At 48.7% G+C, this 19,373-nt stretch carries 17 protein-coding genes; 6 read left to right on the forward strand and 11 right to left on the reverse strand.

Going from position 1 to position 19,373, the window contains the following annotated elements; translation table 11 throughout:
* Nucleotides 1-34: 34 nt before the first annotated feature.
* The 3 genes from dnaG to rpsU form a co-directional block, all read right to left on the reverse strand.
* A complete protein-coding gene (gene dnaG, locus FD960_RS08605) occupies nucleotides 35-1,984 on the reverse strand; it encodes a DNA primase (RefSeq protein WP_215298669.1) in 1,950 nt (649 codons plus the stop codon).
* 35 nt (nucleotides 1,985-2,019) lie between these two features.
* Complete coding sequence (locus FD960_RS08610) at nucleotides 2,020-2,466, reverse strand: GatB/YqeY domain-containing protein (protein ID WP_215298671.1); 447 nt, start codon at nucleotides 2,464-2,466, stop codon at nucleotides 2,020-2,022.
* A 142-nt stretch (nucleotides 2,467-2,608) separates the two neighbouring features.
* Nucleotides 2,609-2,821, reverse strand: coding sequence for a 30S ribosomal protein S21 (gene rpsU / locus FD960_RS08615; RefSeq protein WP_011903537.1), 213 nt, complete (start codon nucleotides 2,819-2,821; stop codon nucleotides 2,609-2,611).
* Nucleotides 2,822-2,898: 77 nt separating this feature from the next.
* On the opposite strand from rpsU, the gene tsaD reads away from it, so the two are divergent.
* Complete coding sequence (gene tsaD, locus FD960_RS08620; RefSeq protein ID WP_215298673.1) at nucleotides 2,899-3,972, forward strand: tRNA (adenosine(37)-N6)-threonylcarbamoyltransferase complex transferase subunit TsaD; 1,074 nt, start codon at nucleotides 2,899-2,901, stop codon at nucleotides 3,970-3,972.
* A 27-nt stretch (nucleotides 3,973-3,999) separates the two neighbouring features.
* Here tsaD and folE2 read toward each other — a convergent pair whose 3' ends face one another.
* The 4 genes from folE2 to xseB are packed head-to-tail and all read right to left on the reverse strand — an operon-like array spanning nucleotide 4,000 to nucleotide 7,944.
* Nucleotides 4,000-4,827 carry a GTP cyclohydrolase FolE2 gene (gene folE2 / locus FD960_RS08625; RefSeq protein ID WP_215298674.1) on the reverse strand — a complete coding sequence of 276 codons (828 nt, stop codon included), beginning with the start codon at nucleotides 4,825-4,827 and terminating at the stop codon, nucleotides 4,000-4,002.
* A 25-nt stretch (nucleotides 4,828-4,852) separates the two neighbouring features.
* Nucleotides 4,853-6,769, reverse strand: coding sequence for a 1-deoxy-D-xylulose-5-phosphate synthase (dxs, locus tag FD960_RS08630; protein WP_215298676.1), 1,917 nt, complete (start codon nucleotides 6,767-6,769; stop codon nucleotides 4,853-4,855).
* A gap of 16 nt (nucleotides 6,770-6,785) precedes the next feature.
* Complete coding sequence (locus FD960_RS08635; RefSeq protein ID WP_215298678.1) at nucleotides 6,786-7,688, reverse strand: polyprenyl synthetase family protein; 903 nt, start codon at nucleotides 7,686-7,688, stop codon at nucleotides 6,786-6,788.
* Nucleotides 7,689-7,710: 22 nt separating this feature from the next.
* Nucleotides 7,711-7,944 carry an exodeoxyribonuclease VII small subunit gene (gene xseB / locus FD960_RS08640; protein WP_215298680.1) on the reverse strand — a complete coding sequence of 78 codons (234 nt, stop codon included), beginning with the start codon at nucleotides 7,942-7,944 and terminating at the stop codon, nucleotides 7,711-7,713.
* Nucleotides 7,945-8,106: 162 nt separating this feature from the next.
* Here xseB and FD960_RS08645 point away from each other — a divergent pair, with 162 nt between their 5' ends.
* Both FD960_RS08645 and FD960_RS08650 read left to right on the forward strand, forming a co-directional pair.
* The gene (locus FD960_RS08645) at nucleotides 8,107-9,213 is read left to right on the forward strand and encodes an aromatic ring-hydroxylating dioxygenase subunit alpha (RefSeq protein WP_215298682.1); all 1,107 of its coding nucleotides are present in this window, start codon (nucleotides 8,107-8,109) and stop codon (nucleotides 9,211-9,213) included.
* Between the two features lie 72 nt (nucleotides 9,214-9,285).
* Complete coding sequence (locus tag FD960_RS08650; RefSeq protein ID WP_215298684.1) at nucleotides 9,286-10,116, forward strand: sulfurtransferase; 831 nt, start codon at nucleotides 9,286-9,288, stop codon at nucleotides 10,114-10,116.
* Here FD960_RS08650 and FD960_RS08655 read toward each other — a convergent pair.
* From FD960_RS08655 to polA, 3 genes are read right to left on the reverse strand one after another with little or no spacing between them, the layout of a single operon-like run.
* Entirely contained in the window at nucleotides 10,113-10,886 is a 774-nt protein-coding gene (locus tag FD960_RS08655) for a ZIP family metal transporter (RefSeq protein WP_215298686.1), read from the reverse strand. The genes FD960_RS08650 and FD960_RS08655 overlap by 4 nt on opposite strands.
* Nucleotides 10,887-10,891: 5 nt before the next feature.
* Entirely contained in the window at nucleotides 10,892-11,791 is a 900-nt protein-coding gene (locus FD960_RS08660; RefSeq protein WP_215298687.1) for a dienelactone hydrolase family protein, read from the reverse strand.
* 15 nt (nucleotides 11,792-11,806) lie between these two features.
* Complete coding sequence (gene polA / locus FD960_RS08665) at nucleotides 11,807-14,635, reverse strand: DNA polymerase I (protein ID WP_215298689.1); 2,829 nt, start codon at nucleotides 14,633-14,635, stop codon at nucleotides 11,807-11,809.
* A gap of 81 nt (nucleotides 14,636-14,716) precedes the next feature.
* Between polA and FD960_RS08670 the strand changes: the two genes are divergently transcribed.
* Genes FD960_RS08670 through FD960_RS08680 form a run of 3 tightly spaced genes read left to right on the forward strand, consistent with a single transcriptional unit; the run spans nucleotide 14,717 to nucleotide 16,925 of the window.
* On the forward strand, nucleotides 14,717-15,124 hold the full coding sequence (locus FD960_RS08670) for a hypothetical protein (RefSeq protein WP_251369780.1): 408 nt from the start codon (nucleotides 14,717-14,719) through the stop codon (nucleotides 15,122-15,124).
* A gap of 44 nt (nucleotides 15,125-15,168) precedes the next feature.
* Complete coding sequence (locus FD960_RS08675; protein ID WP_215298691.1) at nucleotides 15,169-16,146, forward strand: homoserine kinase; 978 nt, start codon at nucleotides 15,169-15,171, stop codon at nucleotides 16,144-16,146.
* Nucleotides 16,143-16,925 (forward strand): BPSS1780 family membrane protein, encoded by a 783-nt coding sequence (locus FD960_RS08680; protein ID WP_215298693.1) that lies wholly within the window; start codon nucleotides 16,143-16,145, stop codon nucleotides 16,923-16,925. Before FD960_RS08675 ends, FD960_RS08680 begins: the two co-directional genes overlap by 4 nt.
* A gap of 35 nt (nucleotides 16,926-16,960) precedes the next feature.
* Here FD960_RS08680 and FD960_RS08685 read toward each other — a convergent pair whose 3' ends face one another.
* A complete protein-coding gene (locus FD960_RS08685; RefSeq protein ID WP_215298695.1) occupies nucleotides 16,961-19,357 on the reverse strand; it encodes a UvrD-helicase domain-containing protein in 2,397 nt (798 codons plus the stop codon).
* Between the last annotated feature and the right edge of the window lie 16 nt (nucleotides 19,358-19,373).

The raw sequence follows: 19,373 nt of genomic DNA on the forward strand, positions 1-19,373 counted from the left end.
TTTCGGGTTTTTCTAGAGCTAAATCAGAAAAAACTTAAGAGAATTTCAGTCTTTCGCCCAATTCACGATATCGAGCTCGATCCTGCTCTGTAGCAGTACTTGCTGCAATCTTTTGAGCGATTTCGGTCATTTCGGTTTTGAGGTGGTTTAGTTCGAGCTTTTTGAAGGCACCTTCCAGGTCAGCAACCGCCCCCTCGAGATCGAGATCAGAACCCATTACCCGCTTTCGGAGAACTTCATACAAAGGGGCTAACTCACTGCGAGATAGCTGCTCCTGAAACAAGGCAAATGCACCAGCACCCACTGTAGGGGGTTTTCCATTCTCGCCAGGAATTAACTCCACCAAATCACATTGGGCCAATAGATCTTTCATTAATTCCAATGCTTTTGCAGAGCGCAACTCCGATGCCTGCAATGCCAAAGCTCGCTTATTGGGATCCAAGGCTTTACCCAAATGCGGAAACTGAATCAACACTCGCAACATCTGCTCCGCTAAATCAGTTGGCGCTTGAGGGGGTGCGATATTTTGTATGGCCACCCTTTTCGCTGAGCCTTTGGATGTTTGCCAAGGAGCGCCCTGCGTTCGATTACCCGAATTCGCCTGAACAAAATTGGGCGCGCGTTGATTGACATTCGAATAAGACCCCTGTTGAACTGGAGCAGGCACTACAGTCAATCCACAGAAAGCCTCTAGTTCGGACGGGGTGGAGTTCGTGCGTATCGCCAGCTCTCGCAAGATTTGCGTACGCAAAGCAATCGGCGGCATTGACAACAACAAAGGCTTGGCCGCATGGTGGGTTTGCGCCCTACCTTCAGGCGTAGTGAGCTCATGCCCTTGACTGACGATCTTGAAAAAGAAGCTTGAAAGTGACATCGCCTCTTTGATGACTTTCTCAAATGCAGGCGCACCATAGGCACGAACATAACTATCAGGATCATGCTCTGTGGGCAAAAAGAGGAAGCGAATTTCCTTGTCATCCGACATCAAGGGCAAGCAGGCTTCAAGTGCGCGTTGCGCGGCACGCTGACCAGCTGAGTCACCATCAAATGAGAAAACAATGCGATCCGTTTGACGCAACAACATACGGACGTGATTCGCAGTACAGGCAGTACCCAATGTTGCCACTGCATTAGGGAAACCCAATTGCGCCAGCGCGACAACATCCATATAACCTTCACATACCAAGACATACTCTTGCGCACGAATCGCTTGTCTTGCTTCGAATAAACCGTAAAGCGTATTGCCCTTAGAGAACAGCGGGGTCTCGGGAGAATTTAAATACTTTGGCTCACCTTGATCCAAGATCCGTCCACCAAAGCCAATCGTTTGACCTTTTGGATTGCGAATCGGAAACATAATCCGGTCACGAAAGCGATCGTAGCGTCTAGCTGTTTGATTGCCCTCGCTTTGCTCGCTCTGAATGAGTAAGCCACCCTCTAATAAAGTCTTAGCCACTTCATCGTTGGCATAAGTACCAAAAACTGCTTCAAGACCTTGCCAACCATCGGGTGCGTAACCTAGCGCATAGCGCTTCGCTATCTCACCAGTCAAGCCACGACCTTTGAGATACTCCACTGCGCGCGGGGCAACTTTCAGTTGCTGGCGATACCAATCTGCAGCAGCGCTCATCACCTCACTTAAAGCCATCGTCTGCTGTTGGCGCGCCACATCATTTGCGGTGCGCTCTTCGCGAGGAACATCTAAGCCAGCAGAGCGAGCCAAATCTTCAATAGCATCTACATAACCAAGGCCGGAGTACTCCATGAGAAAGCTGATGGCTGATCCATGTGCTCCACAGCCAAAGCAGTGATAAAACTGTTTGGTTGGCGAAACTGAAAATGAAGGAGACTTCTCTGAATGAAAGGGGCACAAACCTTGATAGTTCGCACCCGCTTTTTTTAACTTCACGTGCTGCCCAACCACATCCACGATGTCAACCCGATTTAATAAATCGGCAATGAAGGATTGAGGAATGAGAGCCATCAGCAATCGATGAGGCTTAAGAAACGATCGCTAGCTTATTTGGCAAGCGCGGCTTTCACAAGCCCAGAGACTTTGCCCATGTCAGCTTTACCAGCTAGCTGACCCTTTAATACACCAATGACTTTACCCATATCTTGCGGACCAGATGCACCAGTCGAGGCAACTGCTGCAGCAACCGCCGCTTCCACTTCAGCATCAGACAATTGTGCCGGCAAGTACGTTTGCAAGATCGTCATTTCGGCAGCTTCAACAGCAACCAAATCATCGCGACCCGCTTTTTCAAATTGAGAGATGGAGTCTTTACGCTGCTTGATCATTTTTTCAATAGTCGAAATGATGCCGGCATCATCAACCACAATACGTTCATCCACTTCTCGTTGCTTGATGGCTGCCAATAAAAGGCGAATTGTTCCAAGGCGCGCGACTTCTTTTGCACGCATGGCATTTTTCATATCTTCAGTGATTTGATCTTTAAGGCTCATGAGATTTACTCCTAATCTGCGTAAGATAATTTCTTGGTTCAGTGTATTGGCTTTTTGGTAACAACTTAAAAAGCAAAAACCCGCTGCGTTTCACCGTCAGCGGGTTTCAAAGCCTCTCGGTGAGGAGAGCTTTTAAATTCGATTAGTAAAGCTTCTTAGGCAACATTTGGCTGCGGATACGCTTGTAATGGCGTTTAGCAGCTGCTGCCTTCTTACGCTTACGTTCAGCCGTTGGCTTCTCGTAAAACTCGCGGGCACGCAAGTCGGTCAATAGACCATTTTTTTCAATGGTGCGCTTGAAACGGCGTAATGCCACTTCAAAAGGTTCGTTCTCACGTAGGCGGACTGTAGTCATACTTGTTTAACTCGTATATGCTCGAAAAATATCGAAAAATTAACTGAATCACGGATTCTAGCACGACCAAACCAAAAATGATTGTTTTAGGCATAGAAACTTCTTGCGATGAGACTGGGGTGGCTTTATACAACACCACCCCCTGGGAAAACCGCGCCCCAGCCCACCAGGGCATCTTAGGACAGGCTTTGCACTCCCAGATAGCCATGCACCGAGATTATGGGGGCGTAGTCCCCGAATTAGCCTCTAGAGACCATATTCGGCGCGTTTTACCCCTTCTAGATGAAGCCTTGCATGAATCCAAGCTCCAATTAAAAGATATTGATGCGGTGGCCTACACCCAAGGGCCCGGGCTGGCTGGCGCCCTCCTAGTGGGTAGCGCTTTTGCCAAATCCCTCGCACAAGGCCTCAATTTGCCCTCTATCGGGGTGCACCACCTTGAAGGACACTTACTTTCCCCGCTTTTAGGGGCCTCAGCACCAGAATTTCCCTTCATCGCCCTCTTGGTCTCTGGCGGCCATACGCAGCTCATGCTGGTGAGTGGCGTTGGTAAATACCAACTTCTCGGTGAAACCTTAGATGATGCCGCTGGTGAGGCCTTTGATAAAACTGCCAAATTGCTCGGTTTGGACTACCCTGGGGGTGCCGCCATATCCAAACTGGCAGAACGGGGGCAGTCTGGGCGGTTCGAGCTTCCCAAGCCAATGCTCCATTCTGGCGATCTTGATTTTTCTTTCTCGGGACTCAAAACGGCAGTCCTGAACCAAGTGAAAAAGTTTGAAGCCCTCAGCATTTCTGATGCAACTGAAATTGCGACATTCCATGCGGATTTAGCGAGAAGCTTTGTGGACTCTTTGGTAGCAGTATTGGAGAGTAAATCAGAAAAAGCACTCAAGCAAACTGGCTGCAAACATCTAGTACTTGCAGGAGGTGTTGGAGCAAATCTGCAATTACGCTCAGCCCTCAATGCCAGCGCCAAAAAGAATCGATTTGAAGTGCATTACCCGCCGATAGATCTTTGCACGGATAACGGCGTCATGATTGCATTCGCTGGGGCGCTACGCATGCTAGCCGAGAACAACGGTTCTACAAAATCAGGAGCATTTGATATCAAACCCCGTTGGGATTTGGCTAGCAATAACCTCGCTTAAGAATTTTCTTAAGCACTTTTGGTGGAATTACTTGCTGAGACTAATCTTGGCGTAAGCGCTGTGATTGTGAATAGACTCAAAGTTCTCAGCCTCAACCACCAAGGACAGAATACGTTGATCGCCCTTGAGTTGACCGGCGACATCGCGCACCAAATCTTCCACAAACTTCGGATTATCGTAAGCCCGCTCGGTAACCCACTTCTCATCAGGGCGCTTGAGTAAGCCCCACAACTCACTAGAAGCCTGGCTCTCAGCAGCAAGCACTAAATCTTCCACTGTCATTTTGGTTTGCGGGTCTAAGGTCACAGACATCGTGACATGCGAACGTTGATTGTGCGCACCGTACTCAGAAATTTCTTTGGAGCAAGGACACAAACTCATCACCGGGACTAAGGCGCGCAAGTTCAACTCAACATCGATTTCACCGGAAACAGCTTGTTTGGCTTTAGCCATCCAAGTCACTTCGTAATCCATCAGACTCTCCACACCAGATACCGGAGCTGTCTTTTTAACGAAATGCGTGTAAGTAAATTGGATACGACCTTCAGTGGCATTAAGCAATGGCAACATCGCCTTGACCATCGCCACAACTGCGGCACTATCAATAGGGGTTTTTTGATCCTGTAACAAGGCAATGAAACGCGACATGTGCGTCCCCTTGATATGCGCTGGCAAAGCCACATCCATCTCAAAATTACCTACCGCCGGAAACTCACCAGCCTTTGTGCGAATGATGAGTGGGTGACGTAAACCACGAATACCAACCTGCTCAATCGGCAATGCGCGCTCATCGTGAGATGACTGCACATCTGGCATTGATTGAGGTTTCAAAAAGGCGGTATTGATATCGTTCATCACTCTATTTTCAGGCAAAAATGACTTATTTGCCCGCCGCTACCGGATTTGCGGTGGTATTTGCTGAATTTAGCACTGGAAAGCGCTGAAAAATAGCCTTTGAAATACCTTCAGAGTCCAGACCACACTTACTCATCAAGAGTTTGTAATCGCCATGCTCAACAAACTCATCTGGAATACCCAATTGCAACAAAGGTTTATTCACGCCCATGGCAGACATCGCTTCCAAGCATGCACTTCCAGCGCCACCCTGAATAGCGCCATCTTCAATCGTCACAAAATAATCATGGTCTTGCGCCAATGATTTCAGTAGATCGATATCCAAAGGCTTAACAAAACGCATGTTAGCTACAGTCGCGTCACATTTTTTAGCAGCCTCTAATGCTGGATACAGGAGGGTACCAAACGCCAAAATTGCTACGCGCTGGCCAGTAGCTGCATTTGATTGACGACGTAACTCCCCTTTACCCAAGGGGACGGTGCGCAACTCTTTCGATGGGATAGCGCCAACACCAGCACCACGTGGATAGCGCACTGCACTGGGGTGTGGCTGATGAAATGCGGTCGTCAACAAATCACGGCACTCTGCTTCATCGGCAGGAGTTAAAACCAACATATTCGGAATGCAACGCAAGAATGGAATGTCATACACACCCGCATGCGTTGCACCATCAGCACCAACTAAACCGGCGCGATCTAAGGCAAATAACACTGGCAGATCTTGAATCGCCACATCATGAATTAATTGATCGTAAGCGCGCTGCAAGAAAGTGGAATAAATCGCTACTACCGGCTTCATGCCTTCACATGCCATACCAGCAGCAAAGGTCACAGCATGCTGCTCGGCAATGCCAACATCATAATAGCGTTTAGGGAAATTCTTTTCAAACTCCACAAGGCCAGAGCCTTCGCGCATGGCAGGCGTAATACCAATCAACAAAGGATCGGCATGCGCCATATCGCACAACCATTCACCAAATACTTGTGTAAAAGTTTTTTGAGCAGAGGCTACTGGCGCTTTAACGCCTTCCTCAGGATTAAATTTGCTCGGACCGTGATACAGAACAGGGTCTGCTTCCGCCAATTCATAACCCTGACCCTTGCGCGTCACAACATGCAGGAACTGAGGTCCACGACCTTCAATAGCCAAGCGACGGACGTTTTGAAGCATGGGGATTAAGGCATCCAAATCATGCCCATCAATGGGGCCGAAATAATTAAAGCCAAACTCTTGAAAGATCGTCGATGGTGAAACCATACCTTTGGCATGATCTTCCAGACGCTTTGCGAACTCGCGCAATGGGGGCGCAATCGATAAAACGCTATCGATCCCTTTTTTGGTAGCGGAGTAAATGTTGCCACTGAGTAATCTCGCCAAATGACGATTGAGCGCGCCCACTGCGGGAGAGATCGACATGTCGTTGTCGTTCAAAATCACCACCAATGGCAAATCGTCATAAACACCGGCGTTGTTCATCGCTTCAAATGCCATACCGCCCGTCATAGCGCTATCGCCAATCACAGCAACGGCTACCTGCCTCTCGCCTTTAGTTTGAAAAGCGCGGGCCATACCCATTGCAGCTGAGATACTTGTAGATGAGTGTCCAGTGCCAAAGGCATCGTATTCACTCTCAGAGCGGCGAGGGAAACCTGATAGGCCGTTGAACTGACGCAAGGTATTCATGCGCTCACGACGACCCGTCAGAATTTTATGTGGATAACTTTGATGACCCACATCCCACACCATACGATCATGCGGTGTATCAAAAACATAATGAAGAGCGATAGATAGCTCTACCGTTCCCAAATTAGAAGAAAGATGTCCGCCAGTTTTAGAAACCGAATCCAAAACAAATTGGCGCAACTCGTCCGCTAAAGCAGGAAGTTGCTCACGGGGGAGTTTTTTTAAATCGGCAGGAGAGTGAATAGAATTTAAAGTCATCAAATCTTAAGTAATCTTATTTGCCCCTATTGACCACCAATAGAGCCAAATCTTGAAGGGCCCGTGCTTTATCGCCAAAGCCCTCTAAGCTAGCAATTGCTGTTTCTTGCAAATCTTTTGCCGCCTTCTTGGCATAGTCTAAACCCATCAAGGTTACATAGGTTGGCTTGTCATTCGCAGCATCTTTTCCTGCGGTCTTACCTAGCGTTTGACTATCAGCAGTGGCATCCAACACGTCATCCACAATTTGAAACGCCAATCCCAAAGCTTCAGAGTAATTGGCTAAATGCTGCATTTGACTTGGATTGAGCTGGGCAATAATGCCACCCAAAGCCACTGAGCAAGAAAGCAAGGCGCCAGTTTTCATGGCGTGCATTTGTTTCAATCCAGCGAGGTCTAATTTCTTACCGACACTCTCAAGATCAATCGCTTGTCCGCCAGCCATGCCACGTGAACCTGATGCGCTAGCCAATATACTAATCATCGCCAGTCGAACTTGTGCATCACATGGGGCGTTTGCCAAAATCTCAAAAGCACGGGTTTGCAAAGCATCGCCGACCAATAATGCAGTCGCCTCATCAAATGCCTTATGCACCGTAGGTCGCCCTCGACGCAAATCATCATCATCCATGCAGGGCAAATCATCATGCACTAGCGAATAAGCATGAATACATTCAATCGCAACAGCGGCTGCATCTAAGGCAGTCTGACTTGCTTGATTGCTTGTTTGAGCCAGCTCACCAGCGGCATATACCAACAAAGGGCGAATACGCTTTCCACCACCTTGAGCGGCATAACGCATCGCCTCATGAAGGCGTATTGGATTGGTAGCGGCCGAGTCGAGCAAGCTCTCTAGCGCCAATTCAGTACGTTGTCCGTGCGCGCGAACCCAGTCGTCAAATGAAAGTGCGTTGGTCATAACGGCTGAATTTGGGGGTAACTTAGGCTTCAAAAACCCGAACCTGCTGCTCCACTTGGGCAAGGACTCCTTGGCAATGCTTCAACAAAGCAGCGCCCCGTTGATATGCCAATAAAGTCTCTTCCAAGGAGAATTTGCCGGATTCCATGTCGGAAATGAGCTTTTCAAGCTCTTTTACTGCCTGCTCATAGCGCAAATGAGGGTCGATTTGAACCTCAAGACCGGGCTTCTGACCCTCGGATTTCTTTGCTGGCATTGACTTATTTCCTTCAAAATTCTCACAGATATAGCCCTACATATTAAAGCGAGATGGGGGTCGGATGGGTATAATCCCCTCCTTCCTTTCCAATATCGATCCGTCGATGGTTGGATTGGTTATTCCGCTTAGCTTCGGCTGACGTTTTCGGGGGTGGGGAGAATGACTAATCTGGCTACCGCGCAGAAGCTTGCGCCGTCCAATCTACAACTGCCGGTTTCGGCATATTTTGACGTTGACTTGTATCAGCGCGAAATTGAACTGCTTTTTAAGCAGGGTCCTGGCTATGTAGGCCACGAACTCATGGTGCCTGAAATAGGCTCCTATCAAACCTTGACCTCAGAAAATGAAGGTCGACTGCTCGTTCGCAACAATCAGGGCGTTGAACTTCTCTCTAATGTCTGCCGCCATCGCCAAGCACTCATGCTCAATGGCGCAGGCAAAGCGGACAATATTGTTTGTCCACTGCATCGCTGGACCTACGATTTAAATGGCAGCCTTCTAGGCGCCCCACATTTTGAAGATAAGCCTTGCTTGAATCTAGGTAAGTCCCCTTTGCAAAACTGGCAAGGTCTCTTATTTGAAGGTCCTCGCGATGTGCGTACCGATTTAGCAAAACTTGGCGTTGCTGATGACCTGAAATTTGACGGCTATGTGCTTGATCATGTTGAGGTACATGAGTGCAATTACAACTGGAAAACCTTTATCGAGGTTTATCTTGAGGACTATCACGTTGTTCCATTTCATCCAGGCCTAGGCAAATTTGTTTCTTGCGAAGACTTGCGTTGGGAATTCGGTGACTGGCATAGCGTACAGACGGTAGGTATTCATAAGGATCTAGAAAAGCCAGGCTCACCGGTGTATCAAAAATGGCATGAAGCAGTGCTGCGCCACCACGAAGGCAAAACACCTCGCCATGGTGCCATCTGGCTCACCTACTACCCTAATGTCATGGTTGAATGGTATCCAGGCGTGCTGTGCGTTTCTACCTTGCATCCCATGGGACCAAACAAGACACGCAATGTTGTCGAGTTTTATTACCCAGAAGAAATCGCGCTCTTTGAGCGGGAGTTCGTGGAAGCCGAACGCGCCGCCTATATGGAAACCTGCATCGAAGATGATGAGATTGCCGAGCGTATGGATGCGGGCCGCGCAGCCCTGCTAGCCCGTGGCCAGAATGAAGTAGGGCCGTATCAAAGCCCAATGGAAGATGGCATGCAGCATTTTCATGAATGGTACCGTCGCGCGATGGGCTACCAAGGCGCATAATTTGAGTACGACTTGGGGGAAATTCTCCAAGCATCATGATGTGTTGTATTTCGTTTTGAATAGGAATACCAAATGACGCCTCTAATTACCGCAAATCAATTAGAAGAAATTCTGAATAGTGGTGAAAATGTTCTGCTCTGCGATTGCCGCTTCGACTTAGTTGATCCACAAGCCGGAAGAAAATCCTACCTAGAGGGGCACATCCCTGGCGCAATTTATGTCGACCTTGATCAAGATTTATCCGGAAATAAGACTGGCAAAAATGGTCGCCACCCCCTTCCCACCCCCGAGGCTTGGGCGCATACGAAAACACGCTTGGGCATTGATTCAAAAACCCTAGTCGTTGCCTATGACAATCAGGGCTCTGTATATGCGAGCCGGTTGTGGTGGATGCTCAAAGCCACCGGTCACGCCAATGTACAAATTCTTGATGGTGGCCTCGACGCTTGGAATGGCCCGATTGGCACCTTGCCACGTCCACCCACACCAACGCCTTCGCCGCTACAGGCCATGCCTTATGTGGGATTGATCTTGGTTGATGATGTTATTGAAAACTTGCAGACCCAAAAGAATATCGTCATTGATGCGCGAGCCAATGATCGCTTCCATGGTCAAAATGAGACTTTGGATCCAGTAGGCGGACACATCCCCAATGCAGTCAACCATTGCTTTAGAGAAAACCTATCCGGAAAATCATTTAAAGCACCTGAGCAACTTTATAAAGATTTTGTGGATCTCTTGGGGTCTATCAAAGCGTCTGAGGTGATTCACCAATGCGGATCAGGAGTAACCGCTTGCCACAACTTATTGGCAATGGAGATTGCTGGACTTAAAGGCTCACGCCTGTATGCGGGTAGTTGGAGCGAGTGGTGTGCCGACCCCAGTAGGCCGGTTGCAAGCTAGTGCAATAACGACAATAAGATTACAAAGCCAACGCCGCACGCAATCAAAACAGTTTGACGCAAAGACTCCACCCAGTGCGGGCGACGATGCATTTGGGGAATGAGATCGCTCACAGCGATGTAAATAAAACTACTAGAGGCAATCACCAATAGGTAAGGCATTGCGGCATGCGCTCTTTCTAAAAAGAAGTATGCCAATACTCCGCCAAGCACGGCAGATAACCCGCAGATAAAGTTATAGAACAAAGCTCTAGTGCGAGAGAATCCGGCATTGAGCAACACGATGAAGTCCCCGATCTCTTGGGGAATCTCATGAGCAATGATGGCAATAGCGGTAAAAATACCTACTTGGTAATCGGCCATAAATGCCGCGGCAATCAATACGCCATCCACAAAATTATGGAGTCCATCGCCCACCAAAATCATCCAACCACTGCGGCCCGCTACCTCGGCATCGTGACCATGATGATGTCCATGTCCATCGCCTTCATGATGATGGCTGTGGCGCAATAAAGCGATTTTCTCGAGCAAGAAAAATCCTAGAAGGCCCGCCAACAACGTGGCAAAAAGCATCTGGGTGTTCGCTCCCTGCATCGTGAAGGCTTCAGGCAAAGAGTGCAATAAAGCCGTTGCGAGCAAGATACCAACCGATACGCTCACCATGTTGTGAACCATCTTAGACAGCAGAGCCAAGGAGAAGCTAGCGGCAACTAAGACGCTAGCAGTGCCCGCTAAGGCGGTTACCAACAAGATGCTTTGCAGAACTGACATATAAATTACACAACTCCGTTTTGCTTAAACCAAGCAATGCACTTTTCCCAACCATCTTTAGCCGGACCTTCGCGATAGCTTGCACGATAGTCCGCATGAAATGCATGAGGAGTATCTGGATAGATTTCAAAACGACAGGCTTTGGCTGCCGGATTTTTTGGGGCTGCTTTTGCAAGCGCTTCACGCATTTGCTCAACGCTCTCTAAAGAAATGCCGGTATCAGCACCGCCATACAGACCCAGAACAGGGGCTTTGAGGTCGGCCGCAATATCGACAGGGTGGCGAGGATTGCCCTCAGTTTTTTCACCAATCACTCGACCGTACCAAGCTACGCCAGCCTTAACCTGCGGTAATGTAGCGGAGAGCCAAGTAATGCGACCGCCCCAACAGAATCCGGTAACGCCGACTTTTTTCAAATCACCGCCATTTTTTCCAGCCCACACCAAAGAAGCTTGTAGATCATTTAAAACTTGCGCATCTGGGGTTGGGGCTACGATGTTTTTCTGTATCTCAGCAATCGTGCCGTAAGTATTCGGATCACCAACACGTGTAAAAAATTCAGGGGCGATGGCAAGGTAGCCTAATTTAGCAAAACGTCTAGTGACATCGGCAATGTACTCATGCACTCCGAAAATCTCACTAACAACAATGATGATTGGCAAGGCGCCTTTGGCCTTCTCTGGACGTGAAACATAAGCCGGTAACTGAAAGCTACCTACAGGGATCATTTGCTCACCCGCTTTGATTCCAACGAAATCCGTTTCGATCGCAGCAGCCATCACGGGCTCAGAGGCAGCCACAAAACCAATCCCCATCGTCGTTGCCGTCAATGCAGAAGCTTTTATAAAACTTCTTCTATCGCCAGAAACTGGTTTGGATTCAGGTGTTGTTTTTTTAGTCGTCATCTTCTTACCTTCCAATTAATGCGCTTCTTCCCAATTATCGCCAATACCGATACCAACCACCAAGGGAACCTTGAGATCAGCCACTTTACACATTAAATCCGGTAGCTTAGCTTGCAAAAGCTCAAGCTCATCCAAAGGTACATCAAATACCAATTCATCATGCACCTGGAGCAACATGCGAGTCTTGAGCTGCTCTTTTTCCAGCCAGTTCTCAACCGCCACCATCGCTAATTTGATTAAGTCAGCGGCAGTTCCCTGCATTGGCGCATTAATCGCCGCGCGTTCGGCGCCTTGGCGACGTGGGCCGTTTGAACCTTTAATCTCCGGCAGCCACAATCTCCTGCCGAAGACAGTTTCCACATAGCCATTCTCCCGCGCCTCTTGACGAGTACGCTCCATATACTGAGCAACACCAGGGTAGCGATCAAAATATTTAGCGATGTAGTTTTGAGCAGCAGACCGCTCGATTCCTAAGTTGCCAGCCAAACCAAAAGCGCTCATTCCATAAATCAAGCCAAAGTTAATCACCTTGGCATAACGACGCTGCTCTGAAGTCACCGACTCCAGGGGCACGCCAAAGATCTCAGCAGCAGTAGCTTGGTGCACATCTTTACCAGCCGCAAAGGCAGCCAGCAGATTTTCATCTTCAGCAATATGCGCCATGATGCGCAATTCAATTTGGGAATAGTCTGCTGAAAGCAACTTACAACCTTCAGCGGGAATAAAAGCCTCACGAATACGACGCCCCTCTTCTGTGCGCACTGGAATATTTTGCAAATTAGGATCGCTTGAGGCCAAACGACCTGTCACTGCGGTAGCTTGAGAGAAGCTGGTATGCACTCGCCCCGTCTTGGGATCGGCCATCCGCGGAAGCTTCTCGATATAAGTGGACATCAATTTAGCAAGACTGCGGTAATCCAAAATACGCGCAGGCAGCGGATAGTCTTCAGCCAATTTCTGGAGCACTTCCTCATCAGTAGATGGTGCGCCCGATGGCGTTTTCTTGATTACCGGCAACTCTAATTGGCCAAATAAAATCTCCGCGATTTGCTTTGGCGATTGGATGTTAAAAGGTTGGCCAGCAAGCTGATGAATCTCACCCTCTAAGGCAAGCAAGCGTTTACCTACTTCTTGTCCTTGCTTGGAAAGTAATGCCGAATCTATCCGAATGCCATTGCGCTCCATAATGCCCAGGACGCGCATTGCTGGCATTTCAATATTTTCATAAACGTAGAGTAGTCCAGGGCTCGCCTGAATTTGCGGCCATAGAGCCAAATGCAAACGCAAAGTAATATCTGCATCTTCAGCCGCATAATCTGTTGCGATCTTGAGATCCACTTGATCAAAGCTGATTTGATGCACACCCTTGCCGCAGACTTCCTCATAGCGAATCGTCTTCATGCCCAGGTGGCGCTCAGCCAAATTGTCCATGTTGTGCGGCATATGGGACTCCAACACATAGGACTCTAGCAAGGTGTCGAACTGCACGCCCTTCAAGGTGATGCCATAGTTCGCAAAAATATGGATGTCGTACTTGAGGTTTTGGCCAAGCTTCATGTGCTTAGCGCTTTCTAACCATGGCTTCAAGCGAGCCAAGACCAGGTCACGACTCAATTGGGTTTCACCATTACGATGCGCTACCGGGATATAACAAGCTTCACCCGGGGTTACCGACAGTGAAATTCCCACCAACTCCGCAGCGAGTGCATCTAAGCCAGTCGTTTCGGTATCAACAGCAGTAAGCTGCGCGCCCTCAATCTTTTTTAACCAGCGATCCAATGCGGCCTCATCGACAACGCACTCATAGCTTTTTTCAATGGCGCCTTGCAAGTCCGTAGTTTCTTGCGATAGCGCTGTAGTCGCCGATGTCGCAGTGGGGCCAAATTTTTTGCTGACCATTTTTTCATCTGCATTTGCGTCTTTAATCGGACTCCCCGCCAAATCAAAACTGACAGATGCGCTATCGGCGCTTGATCCACCCAGCTGTTTCTCGACATCTCGCAACCAAGTTTTAAATGCGTAACGTTCAAATAATTCCCGCAGCAATGGCGCATCTTCCGGCTTCGCATGTAGGTCATCCAAGCCAGGAAGATGTGGCGACAAATCACAGTCGGTTTTAACAGTGATGAGCTGGCGAGCTTGCGGTAACCACTGCAAGCTATTACGCAAGTTTTCCCCAACAACACCCTTTACCTGATCAGCATTGGCCATCAGACTATCTAGGTCACCAAATTCAGCTAACCATTTATTGGCCGTTTTGGGGCCTGCCTTAGGAACGCCAGGCACGTTATCGACCGCGTCACCAATGATCGATAAATAGTCCACGATGCGCTCAGGGGGGACGCCAAATTTAGCAACCACCCCTTCAATATCAAGCTTTTCATCAGTCATCGTATTAATAAGGGTCACCGATGAATTCACTAATTGAGCTAAATCTTTATCACCAGTGGAGATGATGGTTTCCCAGCCAGCCTGAGTGGCTTGGCACGCCAAGGTGCCAATGACATCATCTGCCTCAACCCCAGAAACCATCAATACAGGCCACCCTAAGGCTTTCACCATGGCATGAATCGGTTCAATTTGCTTTACGAGATCTTCGGGCATAGGGGAGCGATGCGCCTTGTATTCCGGGTACATTTCATCCCGGAACGTCTTCCCTTTGGCATCAAAAACACAGGCTATATGGTCTGCCTTAATCTCGGATCGGGCCCGACGCATCATGTTGACCATCCCGTAAATTGCCCCGGTGGGGTCGCCTGCCCCATTTCTGAGATCTGGCATGGCATGAAAGGCGCGATACAGGTAGCTAGAGCCATCTACCAACAAGAGTCTATGTTTAGTCATACCGCAATCGTACAATCTAGTTGCTAACTGCCTACAGATCAGGTTCAAATCCCCCTGTAAAGAGGCCTAAAAAGGTGAAAAATGATGCACGCTCTAACTAACTTACTCCACTCTTCATTGAGCCAAACCCTTGTTCTTGCAAGCTTTTTAGTGGCTTTTGCTACTTTTGGCATGAATTCAGTACTAGCACAGGGCAATAGCCAAGCACTCAGCCCATCAGAGCTGCAACGAATCAATAGCCAGCCGCTTGCTCCAGCAGTCAGCGCTTCCGAAGCAACAAATGCCCCAGAAAGCCGTAAACCAAGCTTCAAGCATAAAGAGGCAACTGGCACCGAAATTACCGAATACAAAGACGCCAACTCCCCCACTCAAGTGGATGTGAAAACACGCTATACCAACTATGAAATGGCGCCTCCTGCCACGGTCATGCCTGGCCCACCAAAAGATACTGATCTCATCAGCGTACCTAGCATCAGTATTCCATTTTGAGTTTGGTTTTTAGTTCACTCACATACATCACCGCTTAACTAGATATGGCCGTATTCACCCCCGTTGAACTGAGTGATATTTCCGAATGGATCGCACAAGATTTTGATATTGGGCGAGCTACAGACATTCGAGGCATTCACGGCGGCATTGAAAACTCGAATTTCTTTCTAGATACTGAGCGTGATGGTAAAAAACAAGAATATGTTTTAACCATCTTTGAAAGATTGTCCGCAGAGCAGCTCCCTTACTACCTGGAGCTCATGCGTCATTTGGCCAACAAAGGCATCCCCGTTCCTAAGCCACTTGAAAACAAAGACGGGAAGATTTTGTTTTCTCTCAAAGGCAAGCCAGCCGCAATTGTAAGCAAGCTCCCAGGTTTATCCAGATTAGCGCCTGAGGCAAAGCATTGCGCCCTGGTTGGCGAGATGTTGGCTAAGATGCATTTGGCTGGCGGCGACTTTAAGCAAACACAAGACAACCTTCGCAGCCTGTCGTGGTGGCAAAAAACAGTACCGCAAGTGACCTCCCATTTAAGCGAATCACAAAAAACATTGCTAACTACTGAACTAGCAACCCAAGAGCAATTTTTCTCATCAGCGGATTACGCCTCGCTACCACAGGGTGCGAGTCACTGTGATCTGTTTAGGGACAATGTGCTATTTGATCCAAAGGGTGCAAGTGATAGCTCGCAGGATCAACTCGGTGGATTCTTTGACTTTTATTTCGCCGGTACAGATAAGTGGTTATTTGACTTAGCTGTCACTGCAAATGATTGGTGTCTGGCTGAGAATAAGCAAGATTTAGATCCCACTCGCTTTAATGCCTTGATGGATGCCTATCAATCCGTTCGCCCCTTAACAGATAAAGAGCGCAGCAGTTGGCCACTGATGATCCGCGCAGCGGCTTTACGCTTTTGGATCTCTCGCTTATGGGACTTTTACTTGCCGCGTGACGCACAAATGCTCACACCGCATGATCCCCGTCATTTCGAGAACATCTTGATCAGTCGCAAGGCACTATGAGACTCAATAGCGTCACTCCAAAAGAAGGCTACACCTGGATACGTCAAGGTATTTGGCTATTCAGACAAAATCCTCTGGGATTTCTGATGCTGGTTTTTATGTACGTCTTTGTTGCGCAATTAGCTGTACTGGTGCCAGTGATTGGTGTGTTTGGCGTTCTCCTACTCACGCCAACCTTATCGGTTGGTTTTATGACGGCTTGCAGACAAGCGATTCAAAAAGAGCGCATTCGTCCGATGGTGTATTTAATAGCCCTGCAATCGACTCCGATTATTCGCAAGCGAATCTTGCAACTAGGATTGGTCTACGCAGCACTCATCCTTGCTTTGAGTTTTATCCTAAGCATGTTGGTGGATTTCGAGCTTTTACTTCCACTCATGACTTCTGACAAGCCAATCACACCCGAAGCCATTCGACAAATTTATCTCATCTTATTGTTTGGCGGCCTGCTCTATGTGCCCGTAGCCATGCTGATGTGGTTCTCGCCGGTACTCGTAGCATGGGCTGATATGCCGGTACCGCAAGCACTCTTCTCTAGCTGTATTGCCTGCTGGGCCAACCGAGGCGCATTCTTCTTATATTTGGCTTTTTGGGGTGCAATCCTCATCGCGATTCCGCTAACGATTGGCTCCGTCTTTGATGCGCTTGATTTGGGTCAAGCGGCGTCATTCATCATCGCACCAATTTCGATGGCTGGACTAACAGTGATGCACTGCTCTTTCTTTGCCACATGGAAAGCATGTTTCGCTGAAAAAGAATCAGCAACCCTGATTGCTTAGCTACTGATTATTTGATTGATTAATGTATTTCTGAATCAATCAATTGCAGCAAGCTTCGCAATACTCAGTTGCAACCATTTCACACCATGGCGCTTGAAGTTCACTTGAGCACGCGCGTCTGCGTCTTGACCCTCTAAACCAGTCACACGCCCCTCACCAAACTTCGTGTGGAAGACATTCTGTCCAATCTTAAATGGGTAATTTCCACGAGGGGGCGATGCCATTCTAGTGACTGCGGTTGAAGCAGACCCTACGCGACCGATTTGTCTAGCGGGTCTTTGGCGATCACTGCCAGAATCAAAGAAATCATTGGTTTCGGAGTCACGTTGGCGGGTATAGCCATCCTGCCAAGTAGAGCCAGAACGCCCAGCATTGCCGTAACTATTGCTATTACCACCACCCCAGCGCGCATCCTTGGCTTTTGGGGTCAACCACTTGAGTGAATCAGATGGCAGCTCCTCCAGGAAACGCGATGGCATGTTGTAGCGCACTTGTCCGTGCAACATTCTGGACTGGGTATGTGAAAGATAGAGACGCTCCTTAGCGCGGGTAATCGCGACATACATCAGGCGACGCTCTTCTTCTAGACCGTTTTGCTCATTGACGCTGTTCTCATGAGGAAACAATCCCTCTTCCAAGCCAGTAATAAATACTGAAGTGAATTCCAATCCTTTAGCAGAGTGCACTGTCATCAATTGCACGGCATCTTGACCTGCTTGCGCTTGGTTATCACCAGCCTCTAATGAAGCGTGGGATAGAAATGCAGCAAGCGGTGACACTTCGACTATGCCTGGTGCATTCTCGCCTGGCAGAGTGGCAGCGGTAGCATCTTGACCATACCCCTCTTCCGCAATAAATGCGGTTGCCGCATTAATCAATTCCTGTAAGTTCTCGACGCGATCTTGGCCTTCACGTTCTGATAGGTAATGCTGAATCAAGCCGCTATGCTGAATCACAAACTCTACGGTCTCAGGCAAAGTATTGTGACGAGTCGCTTCACGCATGTGATCCACCAGGCGCACAAAACCACCCAAGGCGGCGCCTGTCTTGCCATCCAATGTAGATGCTGCCAAATACAAAGAGCTGTTCTGTGCGCGCGCTGCATCTTGCACAGCCTCTATAGAACGAGCGCCAATGCCACGGGTTGGGAAGTTCACCACCCGCGAGAAAGAAGTGTCGTCATTAGGGTTCTCAAGCAGACGGAGATATGCCAACGCGTGCTTAATCTCGGCGCGCTCGAAGAATCGCAGGCCGCCATATACGCGATACGGAATACCCGCAGAAAATAATGCGTGCTCAATGATGCGTGACTGGGCATTACTTCGATAAAGTAAAGCGATTTCAGTACGCTTGATGCCACTATTCACCAGCGCTTTGATTTCATCGACAAGCCATGCGGCTTCTGCGTGATCGCTCGGTGCATCGTAAATACGCACTGGCTCGCCATGACCAGCATCAGTCCGTAAGTTTTTACCAAGGCGGTCCGAATTATTTGAAATTAAATAATTGGCAGTATCCAAAATATGGCCATGCGAGCGGTAGTTCTGCTCTAGCTTGACCATCATGGGGTGATACTGCTTTTCATAAAGACGCATGTTCTCTACGTCGGCGCCGCGAAAGGCGTAAATACTTTGATCATCATCGCCCACTGCGAAGACGGCACTTCTGCCGGCACCACTGACGTTGACGCGACTAGCGTCATGACCAGAAAGCAATTTGAGCCAGGCGTATTGCAAAGCGTTGGTATCTTGAAACTCGTCAATCAAGATATGACGGAAGCGCTCTTGATAATGAGTACGAATCGCTTCGTTATGCTTGAGCAACTCATAGCTACGCAACAAGAGTTCAGCGAAATCCACTACACCCTCGCGTTGACACTGTTCATCGTAAGCCGCATATAACTGCGCCATCTTGGCCTGAAAGTCATCCCCTACGGATAGCTCTTTGGCACGCTGACCACGCTCTTTGGCGTGCGCAATGAAATATTGCAACTGCTTTGGCGGGTATTTTTCGTTATCGACCTTTAAACCCTTCAAAAGGCGCTTAATGGCAGATAACTGATCCTGGGTATCCAAAATCTGAAAAGTAGAGGGTAAACCGGCTTCTTTATGGTGCGCGCGCAATAAACGGTTGCAAAGACCGTGGAAGGTGCCAATCCACATGCCCCGGGTATTGATGGGCAGCATAGCCCCTAGGCGTACCATCATCTCTTTAGCAGCCTTGTTGGTAAAGGTCACAGCCAGGACGCCAATAGGCGAAACCTGCCCTGTCTGGATCAACCAAGCTATACGGGTAGTGAGGACGCGGGTTTTGCCACTCCCGGCACCAGCCAAAATCAAGGCTGACTGGGCCTGGCCATTTTCATTTACCGGCGGGAGGGTCACTGCCTCGCGTTGTTCTGGATTAAGGTTTGCGAGCAAGTCTGAGTACATCGCCCCAATTATAATT

The organism is Polynucleobacter sp. AP-Nino-20-G2 (assembly GCF_018688235.1).
In the GTDB taxonomy this organism is placed as follows: Bacteria; Pseudomonadota; Gammaproteobacteria; order Burkholderiales; family Burkholderiaceae; genus Polynucleobacter.

What these genes read in the sequence shown, in the direction of transcription:
- rpsU (WP_011903537.1), bottom strand. Translation starts at nt 2,821, where the DNA reads ATGACTACAGTCCGCCTACGTGAGAACGAACCTTTTGAAGTGGCATTA.
- FD960_RS08680 (WP_215298693.1), top strand. Translation starts at nt 16,143, where the DNA reads ATGAGACTCAATAGCGTCACTCCAAAAGAAGGCTACACCTGGATACGT.
- FD960_RS08650 (WP_215298684.1), top strand. Translation starts at nt 9,286, where the DNA reads ATGACGCCTCTAATTACCGCAAATCAATTAGAAGAAATTCTGAATAGT.
- dxs (WP_215298676.1), bottom strand. Translation starts at nt 6,769, where the DNA reads ATGACTTTAAATTCTATTCACTCTCCTGCCGATTTAAAAAAACTCCCC.
- FD960_RS08675 (WP_215298691.1), top strand. Translation starts at nt 15,169, where the DNA reads ATGGCCGTATTCACCCCCGTTGAACTGAGTGATATTTCCGAATGGATC.
- tsaD (WP_215298673.1), top strand. Translation starts at nt 2,899, where the DNA reads ATGATTGTTTTAGGCATAGAAACTTCTTGCGATGAGACTGGGGTGGCT.
- FD960_RS08655 (WP_215298686.1), bottom strand. Translation starts at nt 10,886, where the DNA reads ATGTCAGTTCTGCAAAGCATCTTGTTGGTAACCGCCTTAGCGGGCACT.
- FD960_RS08670 (WP_251369780.1), top strand. Translation starts at nt 14,717, where the DNA reads ATGATGCACGCTCTAACTAACTTACTCCACTCTTCATTGAGCCAAACC.
- FD960_RS08635 (WP_215298678.1), bottom strand. Translation starts at nt 7,688, where the DNA reads ATGACCAACGCACTTTCATTTGACGACTGGGTTCGCGCGCACGGACAA.
- xseB (WP_215298680.1), bottom strand. Translation starts at nt 7,944, where the DNA reads ATGCCAGCAAAGAAATCCGAGGGTCAGAAGCCCGGTCTTGAGGTTCAA.
- polA (WP_215298689.1), bottom strand. Translation starts at nt 14,635, where the DNA reads ATGACTAAACATAGACTCTTGTTGGTAGATGGCTCTAGCTACCTGTAT.
- folE2 (WP_215298674.1), bottom strand. Translation starts at nt 4,827, where the DNA reads ATGAACGATATCAATACCGCCTTTTTGAAACCTCAATCAATGCCAGAT.
- FD960_RS08660 (WP_215298687.1), bottom strand. Translation starts at nt 11,791, where the DNA reads ATGACGACTAAAAAAACAACACCTGAATCCAAACCAGTTTCTGGCGAT.
- dnaG (WP_215298669.1), bottom strand. Translation starts at nt 1,984, where the DNA reads ATGGCTCTCATTCCTCAATCCTTCATTGCCGATTTATTAAATCGGGTT.
- FD960_RS08610 (WP_215298671.1), bottom strand. Translation starts at nt 2,466, where the DNA reads ATGAGCCTTAAAGATCAAATCACTGAAGATATGAAAAATGCCATGCGT.
- FD960_RS08685 (WP_215298695.1), bottom strand. Translation starts at nt 19,357, where the DNA reads ATGTACTCAGACTTGCTCGCAAACCTTAATCCAGAACAACGCGAGGCA.
- FD960_RS08645 (WP_215298682.1), top strand. Translation starts at nt 8,107, where the DNA reads ATGACTAATCTGGCTACCGCGCAGAAGCTTGCGCCGTCCAATCTACAA.